Source organism: Klebsiella pasteurii (genome assembly GCF_018139045.1).
Classification (GTDB): Bacteria; Pseudomonadota; Gammaproteobacteria; order Enterobacterales; family Enterobacteriaceae; genus Klebsiella; species Klebsiella grimontii.
In genome coordinates, this window is record NZ_CP073236.1 from 913654 (window position 1) to 933807 (window position 20154).

Sequence of the window (20154 nt, forward strand, 5' to 3'; positions counted from 1 at the left end):
CCCGGGTAAGGCGTTTACGCCGCAACCCGGGGAATATGCCGTGACGTGGCATTGCTTCGGCTTCTTCCCGGCTCGCGCTGCGCTTAGCCGGGCTACCGGGCCACAGATTGCTGATAACCCGTAGCCCGGACAGATGCGCAGCATCGCCTCCGGGGCAGTTTCCTCGCCGCATATCTAATTTCCGGCAGAGCAAATGTAAATAAATTGTTTCTCACTGACCGCGGCCGCTTTTAATAATGCAGACATGTTAATTCACATGAGCCTGCGAAATGTCTTATCGAATCAGTATCCTGGATAAAAGCCCGCTGGCAGCCGGAGAAACGGCCGCCCAGGCGCTGGCGCGTACATTAACGCTCGCGCAACAGGCGGAAGCCTGGGGCTATCATCGCTTCTGGATAGCCGAACACCACAATACCGAGCAGCTTGCCAGCCCGTCGCCGGAACTGGCGATCGCCTGGATCCTCGGCCAGACCCGCCGGATTCGTGTCGGTTCCGGCGGCGTCATGCTCCAGCACTACAGCCCGTACAAAGTGGCGGAAAACTTCAATATGTTGGCCTCCCTCGCGCCGGGCCGCATCGACCTCGGCGTGGGCAAAGCCCCCGGCGGCCTGCCGCTCTCTACCCGCGCGCTGCAGCAGGGGCTTAATCCCCAGCAAAAAGGGAGTTTTGCCGACCAGTTGGCGCAACTCGATAACTGGCTGTCGTTGACCGAAACCGACGGGGAAGAGAGCGTCCGCGCAACCCCGATCCCGCCGCGCCGCGCTGACGGCTTTCTCCTCGGTGCCAGCCTGGAAAGCGCGCAGCTGGCGGCGCAGCTGGACTGGAACTTCGTCTTCGCCGCCCATCTCAACGGCGATAAGCATCTGCTGCGCGAGGTGTTAACCCGCTGGCGCGAACTGAGCCGTCGAGACGCGATTATTGCCGTCCAGGTCATCGTGGCCGACGATTCTGCCACCGCAGCCGATCTGGCAAACGGCGTGGAAGTATGGGGCGTTGAGCTGGAAAACGGCCAGCGGGTAACCGTCGGCAGCGAAGCTCAGGCGGCCGCGTTTGCCCGCCAGGCGGGTAGCAGGCCGACGCGCATCGCCCGGCGGGAATCGGCGGTGCTATTCGGTACCCCGGAGCAGGTGAAAGCGCAGCTGGATGCCCTGCAGTCGGCGTTGAACATCGACGAATTTATAATCGACACGCCTATTAGCGACGGCGCGGCACGTCTGAACTCCCTGCGTTTGTTGGCTCAGGCGCATTTGAGCGCGGAGGTGCAGCCATGAGTCTTTCCGAACAGCTAATACGCTGGCGGCGCGAACTGCACCAGTACCCGGAACTTTCGCTGCAGGAGGTCGACACCACGGCACGTATTCGCGACTGGCTGCAGAGCGGCGGCATCAGCCTGCTGCCTTATGAACTGAAAACTGGCGCGGTGGCCGAAGTGGGCAGCGGCGATAAGGTGATAGCCCTGCGTGCCGATATCGATGCGCTACCTATCGAAGAGGCGGCCAGCGTGCCGTTTCGCTCGCTGAATGCCGGCGTGATGCACGCCTGCGGGCATGATATTCATACCAGCGTGATCCTTGGCGCAGCCTTACTGCTGAAACAACGCGAAGCGCAGCTTGCAGGACGCGTCCGCATTCTGTTCCAGCCAGCGGAAGAGAGTTTCGGCGGCGCGAAAACCCTGATTCGCGCCGGGGTTCTGGAGGGGGTTTCCGCCATTTTTGGTATGCATAATGAACCGGGCCTGCCTGTAGGCGAGTTCGCTACTCGCGGCGGCGCGTTTTACGCCAACGTCGACCGCTTTGTCTTCAAGGTGACCGGTAAAGGCGCACATGCCGCCCGGCCTCATGAAGGGAAGGACGCCATTCTGCTGGCTAGCCAACTGGTGACCCTGCTGCAAAGCGTCGCCAGCCGCGAAGTGAATACCCTCGATTCCGTGGTGCTTAGCGTGACGCGGATTCAGGGCGGTAATACCTGGAATGTCCTGCCGGAAAGCGTCGAACTGGAGGGGACGTTGCGCACCCACAGCAGCGAAGTCCAGCAGCGGGTAAAGGCGCGGGTGAGCGAAATCGCCGCCGGGTTCGCCAGCGCTTTCGGCGCGCAGATCGATGTGTTCTGGTATGCCGGGCCGACCGCGCTGGTCAATGATGAGCGCTGGGCGACATTCGCCAGCGACGTGGCCGATAAGTCCGGCTACCGCACGCATCATGCGGATCTCCATCTCGGTGGCGAAGATTTTGCCGTTTATCTCCAGCATATACCCGGCGCTTTCGTCAGCATCGGTAGCGCCAGCGAGTTTGGTCTTCACCATCCGGCGTTTAACCCGGATGAGCGGTTGATCGCGCCGGCGGCGCACTATTTTGCCGATCTGGCAGAGCAGGCATTAAAAGAACTTTAATTATTCAGGGTCATAGACTAAGGATTAACGATGTCTGAACAACGGCAACTGCGTATTGGCACTATATTACATGGCGCATCGGGAAATATGTCGGCATGGCGCCATCCGGCCGCGCTGGCGGACGCCAGTATTAACTTTGAGTTCGTTAAGCAGACGGCGTTAAAAGCGGAAGAGGGCAAGCTCGATTTTATTTTTGTCGCCGACGGCTTATATATTAATGAAAAATCGATCCCGCATTTTTTAAATCGTTTTGAACCGCTCACCGTATTATCCACCCTGGCGGCAGTAACTTCGCGTCTGGGCCTGGTCGGCACCCTATCGACCTCCTACAGCGAACCCTTTACCACTGCCCGCCAGTTTGCCAGCCTCGATCATCTGAGCGGCGGGCGCGCGGGCTGGAATGTGGTCACCTCGCCGCTGGAGGGCTCGGCGAAAAACTTCTCCCGCGCGCAGCATCCGGACCATGCGCTGCGCTACCGCATCGCCGATGAATATCTGCAGGTTGTCAAAGGTCTGTGGGACTCCTGGGAGCAGGACGCGTTTATTCGTAATAAAGAGAGCGGCCAGTTCTTTGATAAAAATAAGCTGCATACCCTTAATCATCACGGCGATTTCTTTAAAGTAGCCGGTCCGCTAAATATTGCCCGCACCCCGCAGGGGCGACCGATTATCTTTCAGGCGGGCGCATCCGATGACGGCAAAAAATTAGCCGCGAGCCACGCCGACGCTATTTTTACCCATCAGGAATCTCTGGCGGAAGCCCAGGCCTTTTATCGCGACGTCAAAAGCCAGCTGGAAGCGCATGGCCGCCGGGACAACGAACTGCATATTTTCCAGGGCGTCAGCGTCATCGTTGGCGACAGCGCCGAGGATGTAGAGCAGCAATACCAGACCACCGCCGCGCTGGTATCGATTGACGACGCGCTCAATTATCTTGGCCGCTATTTTGAGCATCACGACTTTGCCCAGTATCCGCTGGATGAGGCGTTCCCGGATATCGGCGATCTCGGGCAGAACAGCTTTCGCAGCACCACCGATGAGATAAAACGCAACGCCCGCGAACGCGGCCTGACGCTGCGCCAGGTGGCGCTGGAGGCGGCCAGCCCGCGACCGCGTTTCTCTGGCACCGCCGAAGAAGTGGCCGATGGTTTGCAGCTGTGGTTTGAACAGCGCGCGGCGGACGGTTTTATTATCCAGGGCGGCACGCCGGACACCTTCCCGCGCTTTGTGGATCAGGTCGTGCCCATTCTTCAGCAGCGCGGATTATTCCGCCAGGAATATCCCGGCGCCACGCTGCGCGAAAGCTTAGGGCTGGCAGAGCCCGTCAATCAATTCCAAAAACAATAATAGAGAAAACCCGCTATGCAGAAAACGCAGAAAAAATCGCTATTCCTGGCGCTTGCGCTGGCAGTTAGCGCCTCATCCTGGGCGCAGAACGTCACGATCAACGGCACCGGCGTGAGCCTTGAAGCTAATAAAACGCCGATTCATACGGCGAAAAACCCGCAGGCTATCGCGCAACTGCCCAAAGGTCTTCACCTGGCGGTGCCGGGCAAACTGACCGTCGCGGTCGCCGCACTGAACTCGCCGCCGCTGACCGTGTTTTCCGACGATAACAAAACCCTGCTCGGCAGCGAAGTGGACATCGCCCGCCTGGTGGCCGACAGCCTTGGGCTTGAGCTGAACGTGGTACCGACCTCATGGGAAGACTGGCCGCTCGGCGTCGCCTCCGGCAAATATGATGCGGCGGTCAGCAATATCACCGTAACCAAAGAGCGCAAAGAGAAGTTTGACTTCGCCACCTACCGCAAAGATTCACTGGGTTTCTACGTCAAGAGCAGCAGTCCGCTGAGCAAAATTGAAAAAGCGGAGGATATCGCCGGGCTGCGGATTATCGTCGGCTCCGGTACCAATCAGGAAGCCATTCTGCTGGCGTGGAATGCCGAGAACGTCAAGAAGGGGCTGAAGCCGTTTACCCCGGTTTATACCAAAGATGACGCCGCCCAGACCCTGGCGCTGCAGTCCGGGCGCGCCGACGCCTTCTTCGGCCCCAACGTGATCGGCGCGTGGAAAGCGGCGCTGACGGGTAAAACGAAGCTGGTGGGCAGCGTTGACGGCGGCTGGCCGAAGGCGGCGCATATTGCCGTGACGGTGAAAAAAGGCAGCGGCCTGGTTGAACCGGTACAGACGGCGCTGAACGGCGCTATCCGCAGCGGCGACTACGCGAAGGTGCTGAACCGCTGGGGAGAAGGCGTGGAGAGCATCCCGCAATCGGAAATTAACCCGGCCGGACTCGGCGACTAACAGGAGGCATGATGAGCGATCTATTCCGCGATGTCTCTCCGGAAGCGCCGGAGCTGCAGCCGATTATTGAGAGCCTGTTCGGCGAGTACGCCGCGCGCTACGGCGATTACTTTTCCCGCGATGCCGAAGTCGAGCTTACCGAGTGGTATCTGGCGCCGCAGGGGCTATTTATCGTGCTGGAGCGCGAGGGCGAAATTATCGCCACCGGCGCGTACAAACCGAAAGACGCCCATACGGCGGAAATCAAACGTATCTGGACCCATCGTCGTCTGCGCCAGCAGGGGCTGGCGGCGAAAGTGGTGCAGGAGCTGGAGCGTCGGGCGCTGCTTGCCGGCTACAGCCATATCTATTTGACCACCGGTTTTCGGCAGCCGGAAGCGGTGCGGCTCTACCTCAGCCAGGGCTACGAGGCTCAGTTTGACCTCAGCCGCGATCCGGAAGAGTACAGCCTGCCGCCGTTCGATGGCCGACTGCGCTTTACGAAAGCGCTGGCGGTCAGCGCGCTAAGCCAGAGCGCTTAAGGAGTCAATATGCATACCCCGGAAACGATTAAGGTTGTTCCCGCACGCTATCCGCTGCGGGCGGTCGGCGCGGCGCTGGCGCTGCTGGCGCTGGCGGTGGTGATTCAGTCCGTCGCCTTTAACCCGCGCTGGGAGTGGGGCGTTTTTGCCCGCTGGTTCTTTGACCCGGTGATCCTCGAGGGCCTCGGGCAGACGCTGCTGCTGACCCTGCTGGCGACGGCGCTGAGCGTGATTCTCGGCGGTCTGCTGGCGCTGGCCCGCCTCTCCAGCTCATGGTTGCTGAGCAGTTTGGCCTGGGGCTATATCTGGTTGTTCCGCTCGCTGCCGCTGATCGTGGTGCTGATTATTCTCTACAACTTCTCTTATCTCTACGACAGGTTATCGATCGGTATCCCGTTCACCGGCATTAGCTGGGCCAGCTTTGAGACCATCAACGTGCTGGGGCAGTTTTCCACCGCCGTTGTCGGGCTGACACTCGTGCAAAGCGCCTATACCGCCGAAATTATCCGCGGTGGCTTCCTTGGCGTCGATCACGGTCAGTATGAAGCGGCGGCGGCACTGGGGCTTCCGGCCAGCCGTCGTACCCTGCGCATTATCCTGCCGCAGGCGCTGCGCACCATTTTACCGGCGGGCTTTAACGAAATTATCAGCCTCGCCAAGGGGACGGCGATGGTTTACGTGCTGGCGATGCCGGAGCTGTTTTACACCATCCAGATGATCTACAACCGCACCCAGGAAGTCATTCCGCTGCTGATGGTCGGTGCCGCCTGGTATCTGGTGATCACCAGCGTGCTGTCGCTGATTCAGTATCTGGTCGAACGCGGCCTCGCCCGCAGCGAACGCCGCTCGGCGGTCAATACCGCCCGCAGCAGTCGTCGCGCTGAACCCGTTCGCCGCCCACAATCGCAGGAGCCTGCCCATGTCCCACTCTCGTAACGGTCATATCTCCATTACCGGCGTCAGCAAATACTTTGGCCGCCATAAAGCGCTGGATGATGTGTCGCTGGAAATCGAACCCGGCACGGTAACGGTGATCCTCGGGCCGTCCGGCTCGGGAAAATCGACGCTGCTGCGGGCAATTAACCACCTGGAGCGCGTCGATGAAGGCTTTATCCAGATCGATGGCGACTATATCGGCTATCGTCGCAAAGGCGACAAGCTGTACGAACTGAAAGAGAAAGAGATCCTCCGCCAGCGGGTCAACGTCGGCTACGTATTTCAGAACTTCAATCTGTTCCCGCATCTGACGGTGCTGGAAAACCTGATTGAAGCGCCCATCGCCCACAAACAGGCGACCCGCAAAGAGGCTATCGCGCGGGCGTATGACCTGCTGGACGTGGTCGGACTGCGCAACAAAGCCGATGCCTGGTCGCGACACCTGTCCGGGGGACAGCAGCAGCGCATCGCCATTGCCCGGGCGCTGGCGCTGAACCCGCGGGTGATTTTGTTTGATGAACCGACCTCCGCGCTTGATCCTGAACTGGTGGGGGAAGTGCTGGATGTGATTAAAAAGCTGGCGCGCTCCGGCACTACCCTGGTGGTGGTGACCCATGAAATCGGCTTTGCGAAAGAGGTGGCGGATCGGGTGGTGTTTATGGTCGACGGCAAAATTGTCGAGCAGGGCAGCAGCGACGCCGTGCTGAACCACCCTCAGCACCCGCGGACGCGGCAGTTCTTATCGAGGGTATTAGCGGCATGAGAAACGGACTTTTGGCCCTGACATTATTGTCTTTATCCGCGGCATCGCAGGCGGCTATCGACCTGCGCGCCAACGAGCAGCCGCTGCCGGTGATCCGTGATGAGCAGGCGATCGCGAAGATCCCGGCAAATTACGCTTTCGTCGAGCCGGGCACCTTAACGGTGGCGATTTCGGCGCTCAACTCGCCGCCGCTGGCGCTGTTGGCCAGCGATAACCGCACGCGTATTGGCAGCGACCCGGATATCGCCCGGCTGCTGGCCGGCAGCCTCGGGCTGAAGCTGAAGCTGGTGCCCACCGCTTGGGAGGACTGGCCGCTGGGGGTGACTTCCGGTCGCTACGATGTGGCGCTGGTCAATATTGCGGTGACCGAGCAGCGAAAAGAGAAGTTTGATTTTGCGACCTATCGCGTCGATTCGCTGGCCTTTTCCGTGAAATCGACCAGTGATATCGCCAGCGTCAACGGACCGGAGGATCTCGCGGGTAAAAAGGTGATCGTCGGTTCCGGGACCAATCAGGAGCGGATTTTGCTCGGCTGGAACGCCGAAAATGAAGCCGCCGGGCGTCAACCGGCGCTGCCGGTCTACCTGACCGATGACGCTTCGGGCAACCTTTATATTCAGTCCGGGCGCGCGGATGTGTTCTTTGGGCCGCAGTCGGTGGCAGCCTATAAAGCGGCGCTCAGCGGCAAAACCAAAGTCGTCGGCCTGGGGCCGAAAAAAGCGTACGTTGCCACGACGACCAAAAAGGGTAACGGCCTGGTGGTGGCGCTGCAGGCGGCGCTGAATGGCGCGATTGCTCGCGGGGAATACCAGAAGGTGCTGGCGCGCTGGGGCGAGCAGGGCGAAGAGGTGACGCAATCGACGGTGAACCCGCCGGGGATAACCTACTAAAAAACCGCTGTTTCGCAGGAGTGTGATGCGAAACAGCGGGGGCGAATCCTCGCCAGGGTGTTAAATCAGGCGGCTCGCGGGGTCAGCGTCAAACGATCCAGCGGCCCGACGATAAACAGATAAGAGAACAGGCCCAGTACACCCATGGAGCCGACGTACAGGATGGCGTAATCAAACGAGTGGGTGTTGGCGATGATCACGCCGATGACCAGCGGCGTGATAATACTCGCCAGGTTGCCGCACATGTTGAACACGCCGCCGGCAATACCGAGCATTTCCTTCGGTGAGGTGTCGCTCAGCACGCACCAGCCGAGGTTACCGAAACCTTTAGCAAAGAAGGCCACGCTCATGGCGGCGATCACCACCACTTCCGAGGTGGTGTAGTTGGCGACAACAATCACGCAGGAGAGCAGCATGCCGCAGATCACCGGCAGCTTGCGGGCGGTCGTCAGGCTGTAGCCGCGTTTCAATAGCCAGTCCGAGAACACGCCGCCGAGCAGGCCGCCGATAAATCCGGCAATGGCCGGGATACTGGCGACAAAGCCGACTTTCAGGATCGACATACCTTTGGCCTGGTAAAGATAGGTGGGAAACCACGTCAGGAAGAACCAGGTAATAGACGTCACGCAGAACTGGCCGATATAAACCCCGATCATCATGCGATTGACGCAGACGCTTTTAATCTGCGCGAGGGTTAATTTCTGCTGCGTTTTTTTCGTGCCTAATTCCGGCTCGCCGCCGCCTTCACGAATATAGTCGAGCTCCTGCTGATTAATATTCGGGTGGTTAGACGGGTCTTTCACTTTTGCCAGCCAGAATATCCCGAGCACGACCCCGATAGCGCCAATATAATAAAATACGTAATGCCAGCTTAAATTATGCAGAATAATGGTCATCAGCGGCGTAATAATCCCCAAAGAGATATACTGCGCGGCCTGATAGACCGAGGTGACGAATCCGCGCTCTTTATTGGGAAACCATTGCACGCTCAGACGGCTGTTGGCGGGGAAGGCTGGGGCTTCAATCGCCCCCATCATCAGGCGCAGAATAACCAGCGCTACCAGCGGGCTGGCGAACAGATAGATGGTGCCCTGGAACATAGTGACGATCGACCAACCAATGAGCGCGCAGCCGTAGACCAGCCGCGAACCATATTTATCCAGCAGCCAGCCGCCGGGTATTTGCATAATGACGTAGGAGATACCAAAAACAGAAAAGGCCAGCCCCATTGCCTCGGGATCAAAGCCTAGCTCTTTGCTCATAATAGGCGCGACGACGGACAGCGTTGCCCGGTCGGCGTAATTAAATACGGTAGCCAGAAATAAAAACAGTAATATACTGTAACGCACGTTGCTGCGTTTTAATTGCTGTTGCATTTTAATCAACTCCTTTGCAGGGTTGTGTATTGTGGGTACAGGCAATAAGAGATATTTCCCCGGGAGGGCTACGGGTTTTCAGTCGTCTGCGGACCGGTAGCCCGGACAGATGCGCTGCATCGCCTCCGGGAAAATGCGGTATTCTCCTGGGGGCGGCGCTTGACGCGCCTTGCGCGGGCTACGGGGCCTGTAGCCTGGATAAGGCGTTTACGCCGCCATCCGGGGAATTCGGTTAAGGGCGTTTACCAAACTCGCAGCTTTGCTGGGTCCAGCGGCGGGCCTGTTCGCTCAGGGTAAAGCCCAGGCCGTGGCGTTCGGAAACCCACATCCGCCCGTCGCGCAGCTCCAGCTGTTCGTTAAACAGCGGGTTCAGCCATTCGAAGTGCTCCAGCCACGGCTCGAGCGGGTAGGCGGCGGCGAGATGCAGGTGTACCTCCATCGCAAAGTGCGGGGCCAGCTTGCGACCGTGCTTCGCTGCCAGATCCATAATCTTCAGGAACGGGGAGATCCCGCCGACGCGCGGGGCATCCGGCTGAACAAAGTCGCTGGCGTTGCCGAGGATCAACTGCTCATGTTCGCGGAAGCTGGTCAGCATCTCGCCGGTGGCAATCGGCGTATCCAGCGCGGCGGCGAGCTGTGCGTGGCCTTCAACGTCGTAGGCGTCAAGGGGTTCTTCAATCCAGATCAGGTTGAACTGCTCCATTTTGCGCCCCATGCGGATGGCGGTTTCGCGATCCCACTGCTGATTGGCGTCGACCATTAACGGGAAATCATCGCCCAGCACCTCGCGCACTGCCGTCAGGCGACGAATATCCTCAGCGGTATTCGGCTGACCGACTTTCAGCTTAATCCCGCCAATCCCATTCTCACGGGAGATAGCCACGTTTTTCAACACCTGATCCAGCGGCGTATGCAGGAAGCCGCCAGAGGTGTTGTAGCACTGGACGGAATCGCGGTGCGAGCCGAGCAGCTTCGCCAGCGGGAGTCCTGCGCGTTTGGCTTTCATATCCCACAGCGCAATATCGATAGGAGAGATGGCCTGTACCGCCATACCGCTGCGGCCTACGGAAGCACCGGCCCACAGAAGTTTGGTGTAGATCTTGTCGATATCGTTCGGGTCTTCGCCGAGCAGATTATCGGCGATCTCTTTGGCGTGGGCGTAAATGCCCTGGCCGCCCGCACGCTTGGAATAGCTAAAGCCGACGCCTTCAAAGCCGTCCCGGGAGCGGATTTCGGCGATGATGATCGCTACTTCGGTAAGCGGTTTTTGCCGACCGGTCAGAACTTTTGCATCGCTAACGGGGGTCGCCAGCGGCAGAAAGGCCAGCGACAGTTTGACGTGTTCAATGCGGTCGCCGGTCTCTGCGGCGGTTTTGACGCCAGACGCTTTGGCGTAGGTCACGGACTCGGAATTAGCGCTCGTGGTCATAGTTAGTTCCCTTTTAGTGATAAAATGTTTGCGCTAACATTTTTAATCCTGAAATTGTCCTGGCGCTACGGCAGTGATTTTAATTTGTACAAATGATCACAATTAGCGGTTATAAAGGGTAAAATTATGCAGTGCAGGTCACGATCCAAATAGGTTTGTGAAAATTCACAAAGAATAATGATAGCGATAACATTTTATTTTTCAGATCGTTGATTCTATTGAAGATGTCGTGGTGGCCGCTGGCAATTGCGCGGGCCATCATCAATAATGCCCACAGAAAACGACTCAACACAGGGGCTTAGTCGTGAAAAGCAGAAAACCGACGCGGGCGCCGACGCTGGATGATGTAGCCCGTAGCGCCGGGTTGTCGTCGATGACGGTCAGTCGGGCGCTGAATACGCCGCAGCTGGTACGGCCAAAAACGGTCGAGAAAGTGATGCAGGCGGTGCAGGCGACGGGCTACATTCCCAACGCGCTGGCCGGCGGCCTGGCCTCCAGGCGCAGCAAGCTGGTGGCGGTGGTAGTGCCGCAAATCAATAACAATATGTTTGTCGATACCATCCAGGCGTTAAGCGATACCCTGGCGGCGCGCGGCTACCATATGCTGCTGTGCGTAGCGGGCTACAGCCGACAGACCGAAGCCGAGCTGGTAGCAACCTTACTCTCCCGGCGTCCGGATGGCGTGGTGTTGACCGGCATTCAGCACGCCCCGGCGTTGAAGAAGACGATTCTCAACGCCGCTACGCCGGTAGTGGAGATCTGGGATCTCACCCCGACGCCGCTGGATATGCTGGTTGGTTTTTCGCATGAAAAAGTCGGTGAAACTATTGGCGAATATTTGCTGGAAAAAGGCTACCGTCGCCCGGGCCTGCTGTGGGCCGGCGACGCCCGCGCGACGTTGCGAAAGCAGGGACTCTGCGCCCGGCTGGCCAAAAATGGCCTTGACGATGCGCCGCAGGTCGTAGTGCCGCTTCCGGCATCACTGGCGCTGGGGCGTCGCGGCCTGGCCGAGCTGGTGGCTGGCGGCGAGTTTGACGTTATCGTCTGCAGCTCTGATACCCTTGCCCAGGGGGCGATTATGGAAGCTGAAAGCCGGGGTCTGCGCGTGCCGCAGGATCTGGCGGTGATCGGTTTTGGCGATCTGGACTTCGCCGCCAGCAACCGTCCGGCCATCACCACCGTCAGCGTCGACCGTCACGCCATCGGCGAGCAGGCGGCCACGCTGCTTGCCGACCGCATCGAAGGCGGCGGTGAAGGGGACGTGATTATTGATATCGGCTTTCACCTGGTGGCGCGCGAGTCGGCGTAGGGCGTTCTAAAGCGGCATCGCGCTATCGATCCTATACTGCAAAATGGCTAAACCTGTCGCCGCTCTGTTCCTGAGCGGCAAATTCATCGAGGGCGCAGAATATGATCACCGTCTATGGCGTACCCGGCTGGGGCTCAACAATTAGCGAACTGATGCTGACGCTGGCCGGTATCCCGTACCATTTTGTTAACGTTGAGGGCTTTGACCAGCCGGGCCCGCAGCGCGACCGCCTTAAAGAGATAAACCCGCTGTGTCAGGTGCCGACCCTGACGCTTGAAGACGGCAGCGTGATGACCGAATCCGCCGCTATTGCCCTGATGATCCTCGACAGACGGCCGGATCTCGCCCCGGCGCCCGCATCGCCGCAGCGGCATGCCTTTCAGCGTCTGCTGATCTGGCTGGTGGCGAACGTCTATCCCACCTTTACCTTTGCGGATTACCCCGAACGCTGGGCCGCCGATGCGCCAGAGCAGCTGCGGGAAAGCTGCATCAGATATCGCAAATCGCTCTATTTGTGGCTGGAGGAGCAACTTGCCGCCGCGCCGTATGCCTTGGGCGCGGAGATAACCCTGTTGGACTGCTATATTGCGGCGATGTGCGCCTGGGGCCCGCGCCGGGAGTGGTTTGCGGCCCATACGCCAAAATTCGTCGCCGTGGCGGATGCGGTGTATCGCCATCCCAAACTCCAATCCGTGCTGCATCGCAACGAGCTGATTTAAAGCACAAAATGAGAACCGAACGTCGCCTGCTATGATAGCTTTATTGTCCTGACAATAAGGAGCCTGCTATGCCGCACGTTGATATAAAATGTTTTCCCCGCGAGCTGAATGATGAACAAAAAACGGCGCTGGCCGCCGATATTACCGAGGTGTTGATTCGCCATCTGAACAGCAAAGAGAGTTCAGTGAGCGTGGCCCTGAAGCAGGTTGAGCCGAGCGACTGGCAGCAGGTGTGGGACAGCGAAATCGCCCCGCAGATGGAACAGTTGATTAAGAAACCGGGCTATAGCATGTAACCCGGTTTCTTCCCCGGAGGCGATCAGCATTCCCGGAGGCGATGCTGCGCATCTGTCAGGGCTACGCGTTCTCAGTGGTCTGCTATCCGGTAGCCCGGGCAGGCGTATCGCGCCGCCCCCGGGAGCGGGGGCACTGAAGCCAGGCCATGAGCGATACGTCTTGTCCTGGACCAACGCGTTACAATGTACCGGGTACATGAAATCCTTTGATTACTGTACACAGTACATATATATTGTCTGGTAAGTCGTAAGGACATCAGGGAATGAGATGTTTACTTTTATTGAACTACAAGGCTTCAGTAAGCGACGCCAGGTGCTGTTGCCGGATGGTGAATTTCGGGTCTTTCAGGAAATCCTGATCAATGATCCTGAGGCAGGTGACACCATTTCGGGAACCGGAGGTTTTCGTAAAATCCGCTGGAGTCGTCCCGGAACGGGCAAGCGCGGCGGCGTGCGGGTGATTTACTATAATGTAACGATAAAGGGAAGAATTTACCTGGCGCTCATCTATCCTAAAAGTGAACAGGATGAATTAAGCCAGGAGCAGAAAAAAATGTTAAGGCAGGTTGCTGAGTTATTAAACTAGCCAAGAAACATAAAGTGAGGCTGAGCTATTAATGATTGAAACATCGATAGCGCCAGAGAGCCAACTGAGGTGTATATGAAAGACGAATTGTTTGCCGATCTGCTGGCTAGTGCAGAAGAGATGATCAGGATTGAGAAGGGTGAACTAACGCCGAAGGTGCACCACGTTCATACCTTCAGCGAAGTTGATGTGAAAGCGATACGCGAAGCCACCGGTTTAAAACAGCAGGACTTCGCCGCCGCCGTTGGCGTTAGCTATGAGCTGGTTAAAAGCTGGGAAACGAAACGACGTCATCCAACCGGCGCATCCAGAAAGCTGCTTTTATTGCTTCAGGGCAATCCATTGATTATCAACTTGTTGAAGGTTATTTGAAACGTTATTTTTCGAAAGGAAAATGGCAGAATTTGCCCTCTTTCGTAATCGAGGGTCTTTAAAAAGGAGAGTATTACGTATGGAAACTGATGAATCTATTTTGACAGAAGTCGAGAAATACAGCGCTCATATCGATAGGTTTAGATCGCGAGCAAATACTCATGGTATCTGGCTTTTTATTGCTACGCTTGGATGCTGGGGAGTAACTGATCCCTATATTAGGATGCTGGCATTTATTATGCTCTTCATTATTTTTTTGTTTCTTCTACACGGTAGCTTTCCAGGTGAAAAGCGAACGTTTAAAAAGATTCACGATGATATAAAAAATAAAATACTCAATAATTTAACACCAGAGCAACAGCAAGAAAGGTTTCACGATCTTCTCATCGTTGAGAAAAAACGAAAGTCACTTATTGGAATTATAAAAACAACCTTTGTCTTTATAGCCTGTTATGGTTTTTATTTTATTAGTTTATTTTACTTCATACAGAACTGGCATTGTGACAAAGTTACAGCGTGTATTTAAATAAACCCGTCCAGGCGTTTGCCCCGGACGGGCTGCCTTCTTAAAACCAAATCTCCGTCTGCACGCCAAAGTTCCAGTTTCCTCCGGCAGTAAATCCTTTACTGCCGAAATCATCGTTGATCGCATAACGATCCAGGTCTTTATCCCAATTCATCCACGTGACAAAGAAACGTATCTCCGGCCTCGCTTTGATTTCAAACACATCGCCCACTTTAAACGTCGGGGCGAAGGTCAGCTTGTAAAAATCGCCGCTCACCGCCTGGTATTGATGCACGCCGCTGTCATAGCGATAGGTTCGGCCGTTGGGATTCAGGTCCATATATTGCCAGGACGCCTCGTATAGCAGGGCGAAGTTGCGGGTGATGCCCTGGGAAACCCGCAGGTTAAAGGTTGCCCAATCGTAGCGGTCGCCATCGCGGTAGCGATCTTCGCTATGCTGGGCGATAACCGATGGCGCAAGCTGCCAGTTTTTGCCCAGCGGTAAAATACCGTAGGACGCAAAGCGCAGTGATTTGGCGTTTTCAGTAAGATCGCCGTCGCTGCCCGGCTGGCGCGCCTCGGCGCCCAGCCCGCCGCCGTACTGCAGGGCGCTCTCCGATACGCCCGGCGCGAGGCCATAGAATTGCTGTTTGTCGTGATACGCCAGCATCGCGTAGTAGCCGTTTTTCGCCGTATTATCGCTGCGCAGAGCGTAACTGCCGGTGGTCGAGGTATTATCTTTGAGGTCATCATTGCCCTGGGCGGTCATCGCCGTGGTCATCAGCTGCCAGTTGTTCCAGAAGTGGTTGGCGGTGAACATCAGGTTCTGGATATCGTTATCTTCATAATTATCGCTACCCAGGTCGCCAAAGCTGCGCGCATAAACCGAGTAGTCGCCGCGCAGCGTGCTATTCCAGTTGACGTCATTGATCCCGCCGCCGGTACCGCCGAGGAACATAATATCGCTATCGGTAAAGTGGATATCGAAATTATCGCGGTCGAAACGCTTGCCCGCCCAGATGGAGGCGCTCCTGAACGGCCCGGAAAAATCGGCGAAATTACCCATCTCTACGTACAGCTGGCGCACGTTCAGATGGTGGCTATCGTTATCCTGCACCCACGGATCCGGGTTGGTCGCGCCGTCGGCTAGCATGGTTTTAAAGTGCGCCCACGACCCGTCGCTGAAGGTCATTTTTTTGCCGAAGCTCAGCTCCACGTAGTTATCTTTCTCATTGCCGAGACGGCCAACGTGGGCATCGCCGTTGAGCGAACTGGCCGGGGAGACACCCGGACCGCCGCGCGCGCCTTTGCCGTGGCTGTTGACCAGCATCCCGGAGCGTGCGTAGGCGTTAAATTCAAAGCCATCGCTCAGGCGGGTTTTCGCCAGCTTTTTGTCGGCAGCCTGCTGTTTTTGCTCCGTCGCTGCGGTGCGCTGACTGAGGGTCTGCACCTGCTTTTCCGCTGCCGCCGCACGCTGTTCTGCCGCGCTGGTGCGCAGCTCCGCCTGCTGCGCCCGACGTTTAGCCTCTCCGGCCTCCTGCTCCGCATGGTTAAGCCGGGCCTCCAGCTGCGCCAGACGTTGTTCAACGCTGAGCGGGGCCGCACTCGCGCCGTAAGCCGAAAAAAGGGCGCAGCAAACCGCTGCGCTAATCAAAGAGATACGCATAGTAATCCTTATTTTTTCAGAGGTATGAAGGGTATGCAGCGCCTTACAGGGCGTGGTTTTCTCCGGCGACTGATGACGAATCCGACGGCGCGCGACGTCCGGCATCAAGGTCGGCGCGGATCTGCTCGTACTGGTCGTCGAGGCGGTAGAAACGGCCTATCCACAGCATCGAGGCGACAATCAACAGCGCCGGGATATAGAGGTAGCAGGCTTTAATGGCCAGCATCGCGCTGTCGCTTTGCGTCTGGTTAGCGATATAACCGCCGGATGAGAGCAGGGCCCCGGTAATGGCTCCCGCGCCCGCCATCGCCACCTTGCCAAGAAAGCCGTTGATGGAGGTTAAAATGCCGGCGGTATTGATGCCGGTTTTCCATACTCCGTAATCCACCGGGTCGGCCTGCATGGAGAAGTAAATTGCCGTGCGCTGTCCGGCGCCAAGCGAGAGTACGACCGCTCCGGCAACCAGACCCCAGCTGTTAACGCCTGCCGCCATCATCATGCCCATGCCGACCAGGTTGATCGCGCTGGCCACCAGGTAGACGTGGCGTTTTTTCATGCGGCTGGCGAGCAGCGGTACGGTGAGGGTACCCAGCAGCGGTACGAAGGTGGAGATCCCGGCGACGATCGCCGTGAGATCGCTATTGCCGACGTAGTAGTGGAAGAAGTAGACCAGCGCCCCGGTCTGGAAGAAGAACGCGCCCCACATCAGGAAAATATTAATGGCGAAGACGAACCACGGCCGGTTGGCGCGCAGGCTAACCCACGCGCGTTTTAAGGTCATGCGCTCCTGCGTAATGCTGATATTTTCTTTAACATTACGAAAGCTCACCAGCAGGAAAAAGGTGGCAATAACGCCGAAAACCACCGCCGTATAGAAGAAGCCGTGCTGCTGATTGCCTTTCCCCAGCGCGCCAACCAGCGGCAGAGTGGCGACCGCGACAATAGTCGCGCCGAGCGAGCCGAGCAGAATACGCACCGCCGACAGCGTGGTGCGCTCCCGCGAGTCGTTCGTCAGAAACGGCAGCATGGCGCAGAACGGAATGTTGACGAGGGTGTAGAGAAACGACAGGCACAGGTAGGTGATAAAAGCGTAGATCAGCTTACCAATGGTGCTGAAATCCGGCACGTAGAAGGCCAGAATACACAGCAGCCCGAAGGGAACCGCGCCTATCAACAGGTAGGGACGACAGCGTCCCCAACGGGTGGCGGTATTGTCGATAACCAACCCCATCAGTACATCGGCAACGCCGTCCACCAGGCGCGTAACGAGGAACATCAGGCCAACATAATAGGCGGGCAGCCCCATCACGTCGGTGTAAAAGAACATCAGATAAAGAGAGATCATCTGCCACACAAGGTTGCAGGAGAGGTCGGCGATGCCATAGCCAAGGCGCTGCCGCCACAGGGTAAAGGTTGTTTCTGCCATAAAAATACACTCGCTTATCGTTGTTGTTAAAGTCCGTACTGGCGAATAAACCAGGCCGGAGTGCAGCTCCACGCATGGCAGTAACTGTTGATCAGTTTGCTGCCATAAGGGGAAAAGTCAGGATGCGCCGGGTCGAAGATTTCCCAGAAAGTATCGGCGCCGTAGTCGACCATGGCGCCCCAGTAGGCCTTGAGCTGCGCAATCGCTTCATCCCGCAGCCCGCACTGCAGTAGGGCGGCGATATAGTGGTGACGCAGATACGGCGTGTTCATGGCGACGGCGGGGGGATTTTTCTCCAGGTTGCGCATGATCTCCCGTCGCTGCTGCGGCGTGCCGATTTCTGCCAGCACCAGCCAGATTTGCGATGCCCAGGAGACCTGGCGCTGGGGGCCGCTGACGTAGAAGCCCTGCTGCTCGTCCCAGAACGAATCAAGCGCTGCCGCTTTAAGCTGCTGTAAACGCTGGCGATAGCTTGCGGCCAGCTCAGGTTCGAAACGCTCCGCCAGCCAGACGGCGCGCTGCAGGCAGTAAATCAGTACCCCCTGCGCCGCCGCCTGTTTATTCAGCGACGCTTGCCAGTCGATAAACACCCACCATTCGTCGCTATCGCGCACAATACCGGAGGGGCCGCAGCGGCTTAGCGCCAGTTCTACCTGACGGCGCGCCGTGGGCCACAGCTCGCGCGCCGTTTCAATGTCCTCGGTGCTTTGCAAATGGTTATAAAGAACGTCGACAAAAAACAACGAATAATCAAACAGAAAGGTATCGTCCGCAACGATATCCGGCTGGACGAACACATTAGCCGACACCATCCCGTCCTCGCGAGTATGCCCGGCGAAAAGGTACAGACAGCGGCGCACCAGATCGTGGCGGGCGAAGGTGACCTCGTTCACCAGCGCCTGCAGGCGTAAATCGCCGAGCCACAGGCGGCGGTCGCGTTTGGGCCCATCTTCAAACACCTCCTGCATGCAGTTTTGTAGGGTCAGAACGGCAATGCTATCGATGGCCTGGAGCTGCGGGTCGGAGGTTGCCGCCGCCGGGCATGCGCCGCTGGCTGAGGTAACGGCATTAACCTGGATCTGGTCAAACTGCAGACGAAACTTGCGCGAAACGGCTTTTACCTCCACCTTCAGGTAGCGGAAGCAGTAGCGGCGCGGGAGGTCAACTTCGGCGGGCAGGACATCAAGCCACAGATCTTGCTGCTGCAGCCAGCTGCTGCTGAGCCAGCCTTGATAATCGCTGAACGGTTCGCACACTTCGCTCAGCGTTTCGCCGAAGGTGAATTGCAGATGAGCCGGAGCGTCCGGCGGGCTCCCGGCGCTCCGGCAGAGAAAATGCAGGTAGCCAACGTAATGGCTGCCAAAATCAATAATGACGCTATCGCCGCTGGTCAGCTCGCGCTGGTAAAACGCGGCCAGGGTGCTCACCGGCTCGGCGCGCCAGCCAAAGAGCGCCGCGGCGTCGGCGCGGGCTTCCACCACCGCGCTCGGCAGATGCGCCTCACGGCGCAGCGCGGGCCGGAGCGCCTCGGCGATGCGTAAAAAATGCGGGTGGCGAGTCATCGTGACCTGAGAATTATGCTGAATTGCCTGTGACATACTGCGTCCTCTGTGTTTAATTGTCCGCAGCATAAGACGCCGCCGCCCGCGGCAACCACTCTGGCAATGCCAATGCATTTGACAAAATGGCACTGATAATGGGGTGGGCGGGTTGGCGATCACAATTCCACAAATCTGACTCGTGGCCGCCGGTGAAATGCATTATCTTGCCCATGCACCGTATGTTGTTTTGGACTTGATCGATGATGTTAACCGTTGAGTATTATTTCACCCATCCTCAGGATAAGCTGGGGATGTACGCCAGTGACCCGGAAGATAATAGCCATGAACACAGTCACGAATTTGCTGAACTGGTGCTCGTTGAGCAAGGACACGGTTTACACGTTATTAATGGCCGGCCATTATATATTCAACAGGGGGACGTTTTTTACGTTCAGCCGGGCGATGTACATTATTATGATGAGCTGGGAACGCTGAAGTTAATTAACATATTGATTAACCCGCTGGTTGAGTTCCAATATTTACAGCCTCTCGATACCTTATTACAGACTTTCTCTGCGCAGAATGCGTCCTGCTACGGTTGGCTGGCTCCGGACACTCGCCATACCTGCAAGGATCTGGTTGATAAAATCTTTTCACACCCGCTGCGGCAGCCGGGAAATATCGCCCTGAGGGAAGCCGCGTTTTTCCAGCTGGTGACGACGATTCTGCATGCGGAAACTGAAGCCGAATACAGTAATACCAAATATAAGCTGCATAAGCTGCTGACCTGGCTGCAGGAGCACTGTTTTGAAGAACATAACTGGCAGCAGCTGGCGGATAAATTTCATCTGACCACGCGGACCGCTTTTCGTCATATTAAAGAGGCGACGGGGCTGACCCCGGATAATTATTTAAAGCGGCTGAGATTAGTTTCGGCGCGCGTAAAATTACGCGAAACCGATATGACGATTACCGAAGTGGCTTATTTATGCGGTTTTGCCAACAGTAATCACTTCACCACCTTATATAAAAAGGTCTTTGGCCTGACCCCCAGCGAAGACCGGCGTCGTTTGCAGCGGTAGTTCTCTCCCCGGAGGCGATACTGCGCATCTGTCCGGGCTATGGG

Annotated in this window: 18 protein-coding genes and 1 pseudogene; 14 read left to right on the forward strand and 5 right to left on the reverse strand. The window is 57.3% G+C overall.

Features of this window, described 5'->3' with window-relative positions; translation table 11 throughout:
* Positions 1–269 precede the first annotated feature (269 nt).
* From KCG39_RS04365 to KCG39_RS04400, 7 genes and pseudogenes are all read left to right on the forward strand, one after another.
* A complete protein-coding gene (locus KCG39_RS04365; RefSeq protein ID WP_123828096.1) occupies positions 270–1271 on the forward strand; it encodes an LLM class flavin-dependent oxidoreductase in 1002 nt (333 codons plus the stop codon).
* A complete protein-coding gene (locus KCG39_RS04370; RefSeq protein WP_004120739.1) occupies positions 1268–2389 on the forward strand; it encodes an amidohydrolase in 1122 nt (373 codons plus the stop codon). Before KCG39_RS04365 ends, KCG39_RS04370 begins: the two co-directional genes overlap by 4 nt.
* A gap of 30 nt (positions 2390–2419) precedes the next feature.
* A pseudogene (locus tag KCG39_RS27740) lies at positions 2420–4693 on the forward strand (NtaA/DmoA family FMN-dependent monooxygenase).
* A gap of 11 nt (positions 4694–4704) precedes the next feature.
* A complete protein-coding gene (locus KCG39_RS04385; RefSeq protein ID WP_049113757.1) occupies positions 4705–5214 on the forward strand; it encodes a GNAT family N-acetyltransferase in 510 nt (169 codons plus the stop codon).
* 9 nt (positions 5215–5223) lie between these two features.
* Positions 5224–6150, forward strand: a complete 927-nt coding sequence (locus tag KCG39_RS04390) for an amino acid ABC transporter permease (RefSeq protein WP_142468237.1) — start codon at positions 5224–5226, stop codon at positions 6148–6150.
* On the forward strand, positions 6134–6913 hold the full coding sequence (locus KCG39_RS04395; RefSeq protein WP_139530060.1) for an amino acid ABC transporter ATP-binding protein: 780 nt from the start codon (positions 6134–6136) through the stop codon (positions 6911–6913). The genes KCG39_RS04390 and KCG39_RS04395 overlap by 17 nt, the downstream gene beginning before the upstream one ends.
* Complete coding sequence (locus KCG39_RS04400; protein ID WP_172879616.1) at positions 6910–7803, forward strand: ABC transporter substrate-binding protein; 894 nt, start codon at positions 6910–6912, stop codon at positions 7801–7803. Before KCG39_RS04395 ends, KCG39_RS04400 begins: the two co-directional genes overlap by 4 nt.
* 65 nt (positions 7804–7868) lie before the next feature.
* Here KCG39_RS04400 and KCG39_RS04405 read toward each other — a convergent pair whose 3' ends face one another.
* Positions 7869–9179 (reverse strand): MFS transporter, encoded by a 1311-nt coding sequence (locus tag KCG39_RS04405; protein WP_004120718.1) that lies wholly within the window; start codon positions 9177–9179, stop codon positions 7869–7871.
* 232 nt (positions 9180–9411) lie between these two features.
* Positions 9412–10608 carry an L-talarate/galactarate dehydratase gene (locus KCG39_RS04410; RefSeq protein WP_142468238.1) on the reverse strand — a complete coding sequence of 399 codons (1197 nt, stop codon included), beginning with the start codon at positions 10606–10608 and terminating at the stop codon, positions 9412–9414.
* A 304-nt stretch (positions 10609–10912) separates the two neighbouring features.
* Between KCG39_RS04410 and KCG39_RS04415 the strand changes: the two genes are divergently transcribed.
* The 6 genes from KCG39_RS04415 (at position 10913) to KCG39_RS04440 (ending at position 14416) form a co-directional block, all read left to right on the forward strand.
* Positions 10913–11917, forward strand: coding sequence for a LacI family DNA-binding transcriptional regulator (locus KCG39_RS04415; RefSeq protein WP_004120714.1), 1005 nt, complete (start codon positions 10913–10915; stop codon positions 11915–11917).
* Positions 11918–12018: 101 nt separating this feature from the next.
* Positions 12019–12636 carry a glutathione S-transferase family protein gene (locus KCG39_RS04420; RefSeq protein ID WP_004120711.1) on the forward strand — a complete coding sequence of 206 codons (618 nt, stop codon included), beginning with the start codon at positions 12019–12021 and terminating at the stop codon, positions 12634–12636.
* A gap of 68 nt (positions 12637–12704) precedes the next feature.
* Positions 12705–12932, forward strand: a complete 228-nt coding sequence (gene pptA, locus KCG39_RS04425) for a tautomerase PptA (RefSeq protein ID WP_004120709.1) — start codon at positions 12705–12707, stop codon at positions 12930–12932.
* A 268-nt stretch (positions 12933–13200) separates the two neighbouring features.
* Positions 13201–13518: a type II toxin-antitoxin system RelE/ParE family toxin gene (locus KCG39_RS04430; protein WP_139530064.1), complete on the forward strand. Its 318-nt coding sequence runs from the start codon at positions 13201–13203 to the stop codon at positions 13516–13518.
* A 75-nt stretch (positions 13519–13593) separates the two neighbouring features.
* Positions 13594–13890, forward strand: a complete 297-nt coding sequence (gene nadS / locus KCG39_RS04435) for a NadS family protein (RefSeq protein ID WP_004120704.1) — start codon at positions 13594–13596, stop codon at positions 13888–13890.
* Between the two features lie 79 nt (positions 13891–13969).
* The gene (locus KCG39_RS04440; protein ID WP_004120702.1) at positions 13970–14416 is read left to right on the forward strand and encodes a hypothetical protein; all 447 of its coding nucleotides are present in this window, start codon (positions 13970–13972) and stop codon (positions 14414–14416) included.
* A gap of 40 nt (positions 14417–14456) precedes the next feature.
* Here the strand turns inward: KCG39_RS04440 and KCG39_RS04445 are convergent, their stop codons facing one another.
* The 3 genes from KCG39_RS04445 to KCG39_RS04455 are packed head-to-tail and all read right to left on the reverse strand — an operon-like array spanning position 14457 to position 19085.
* Positions 14457–16061, reverse strand: a complete 1605-nt coding sequence (locus tag KCG39_RS04445) for a carbohydrate porin (RefSeq protein WP_142468239.1) — start codon at positions 16059–16061, stop codon at positions 14457–14459.
* Positions 16062–16104: 43 nt separating this feature from the next.
* Positions 16105–17487, reverse strand: a complete 1383-nt coding sequence (locus KCG39_RS04450) for a glycoside-pentoside-hexuronide (GPH):cation symporter (RefSeq protein ID WP_142446510.1) — start codon at positions 17485–17487, stop codon at positions 16105–16107.
* Positions 17488–17513: 26 nt separating this feature from the next.
* Entirely contained in the window at positions 17514–19085 is a 1572-nt protein-coding gene (locus KCG39_RS04455) for an alpha-L-rhamnosidase-related protein (RefSeq protein WP_142468240.1), read from the reverse strand.
* 203 nt (positions 19086–19288) lie between these two features.
* Here KCG39_RS04455 and KCG39_RS04460 point away from each other — a divergent pair, with 203 nt between their 5' ends.
* On the forward strand, positions 19289–20110 hold the full coding sequence (locus KCG39_RS04460; RefSeq protein ID WP_142445713.1) for a helix-turn-helix domain-containing protein: 822 nt from the start codon (positions 19289–19291) through the stop codon (positions 20108–20110).
* Positions 20111–20154 lie beyond the last annotated feature (44 nt).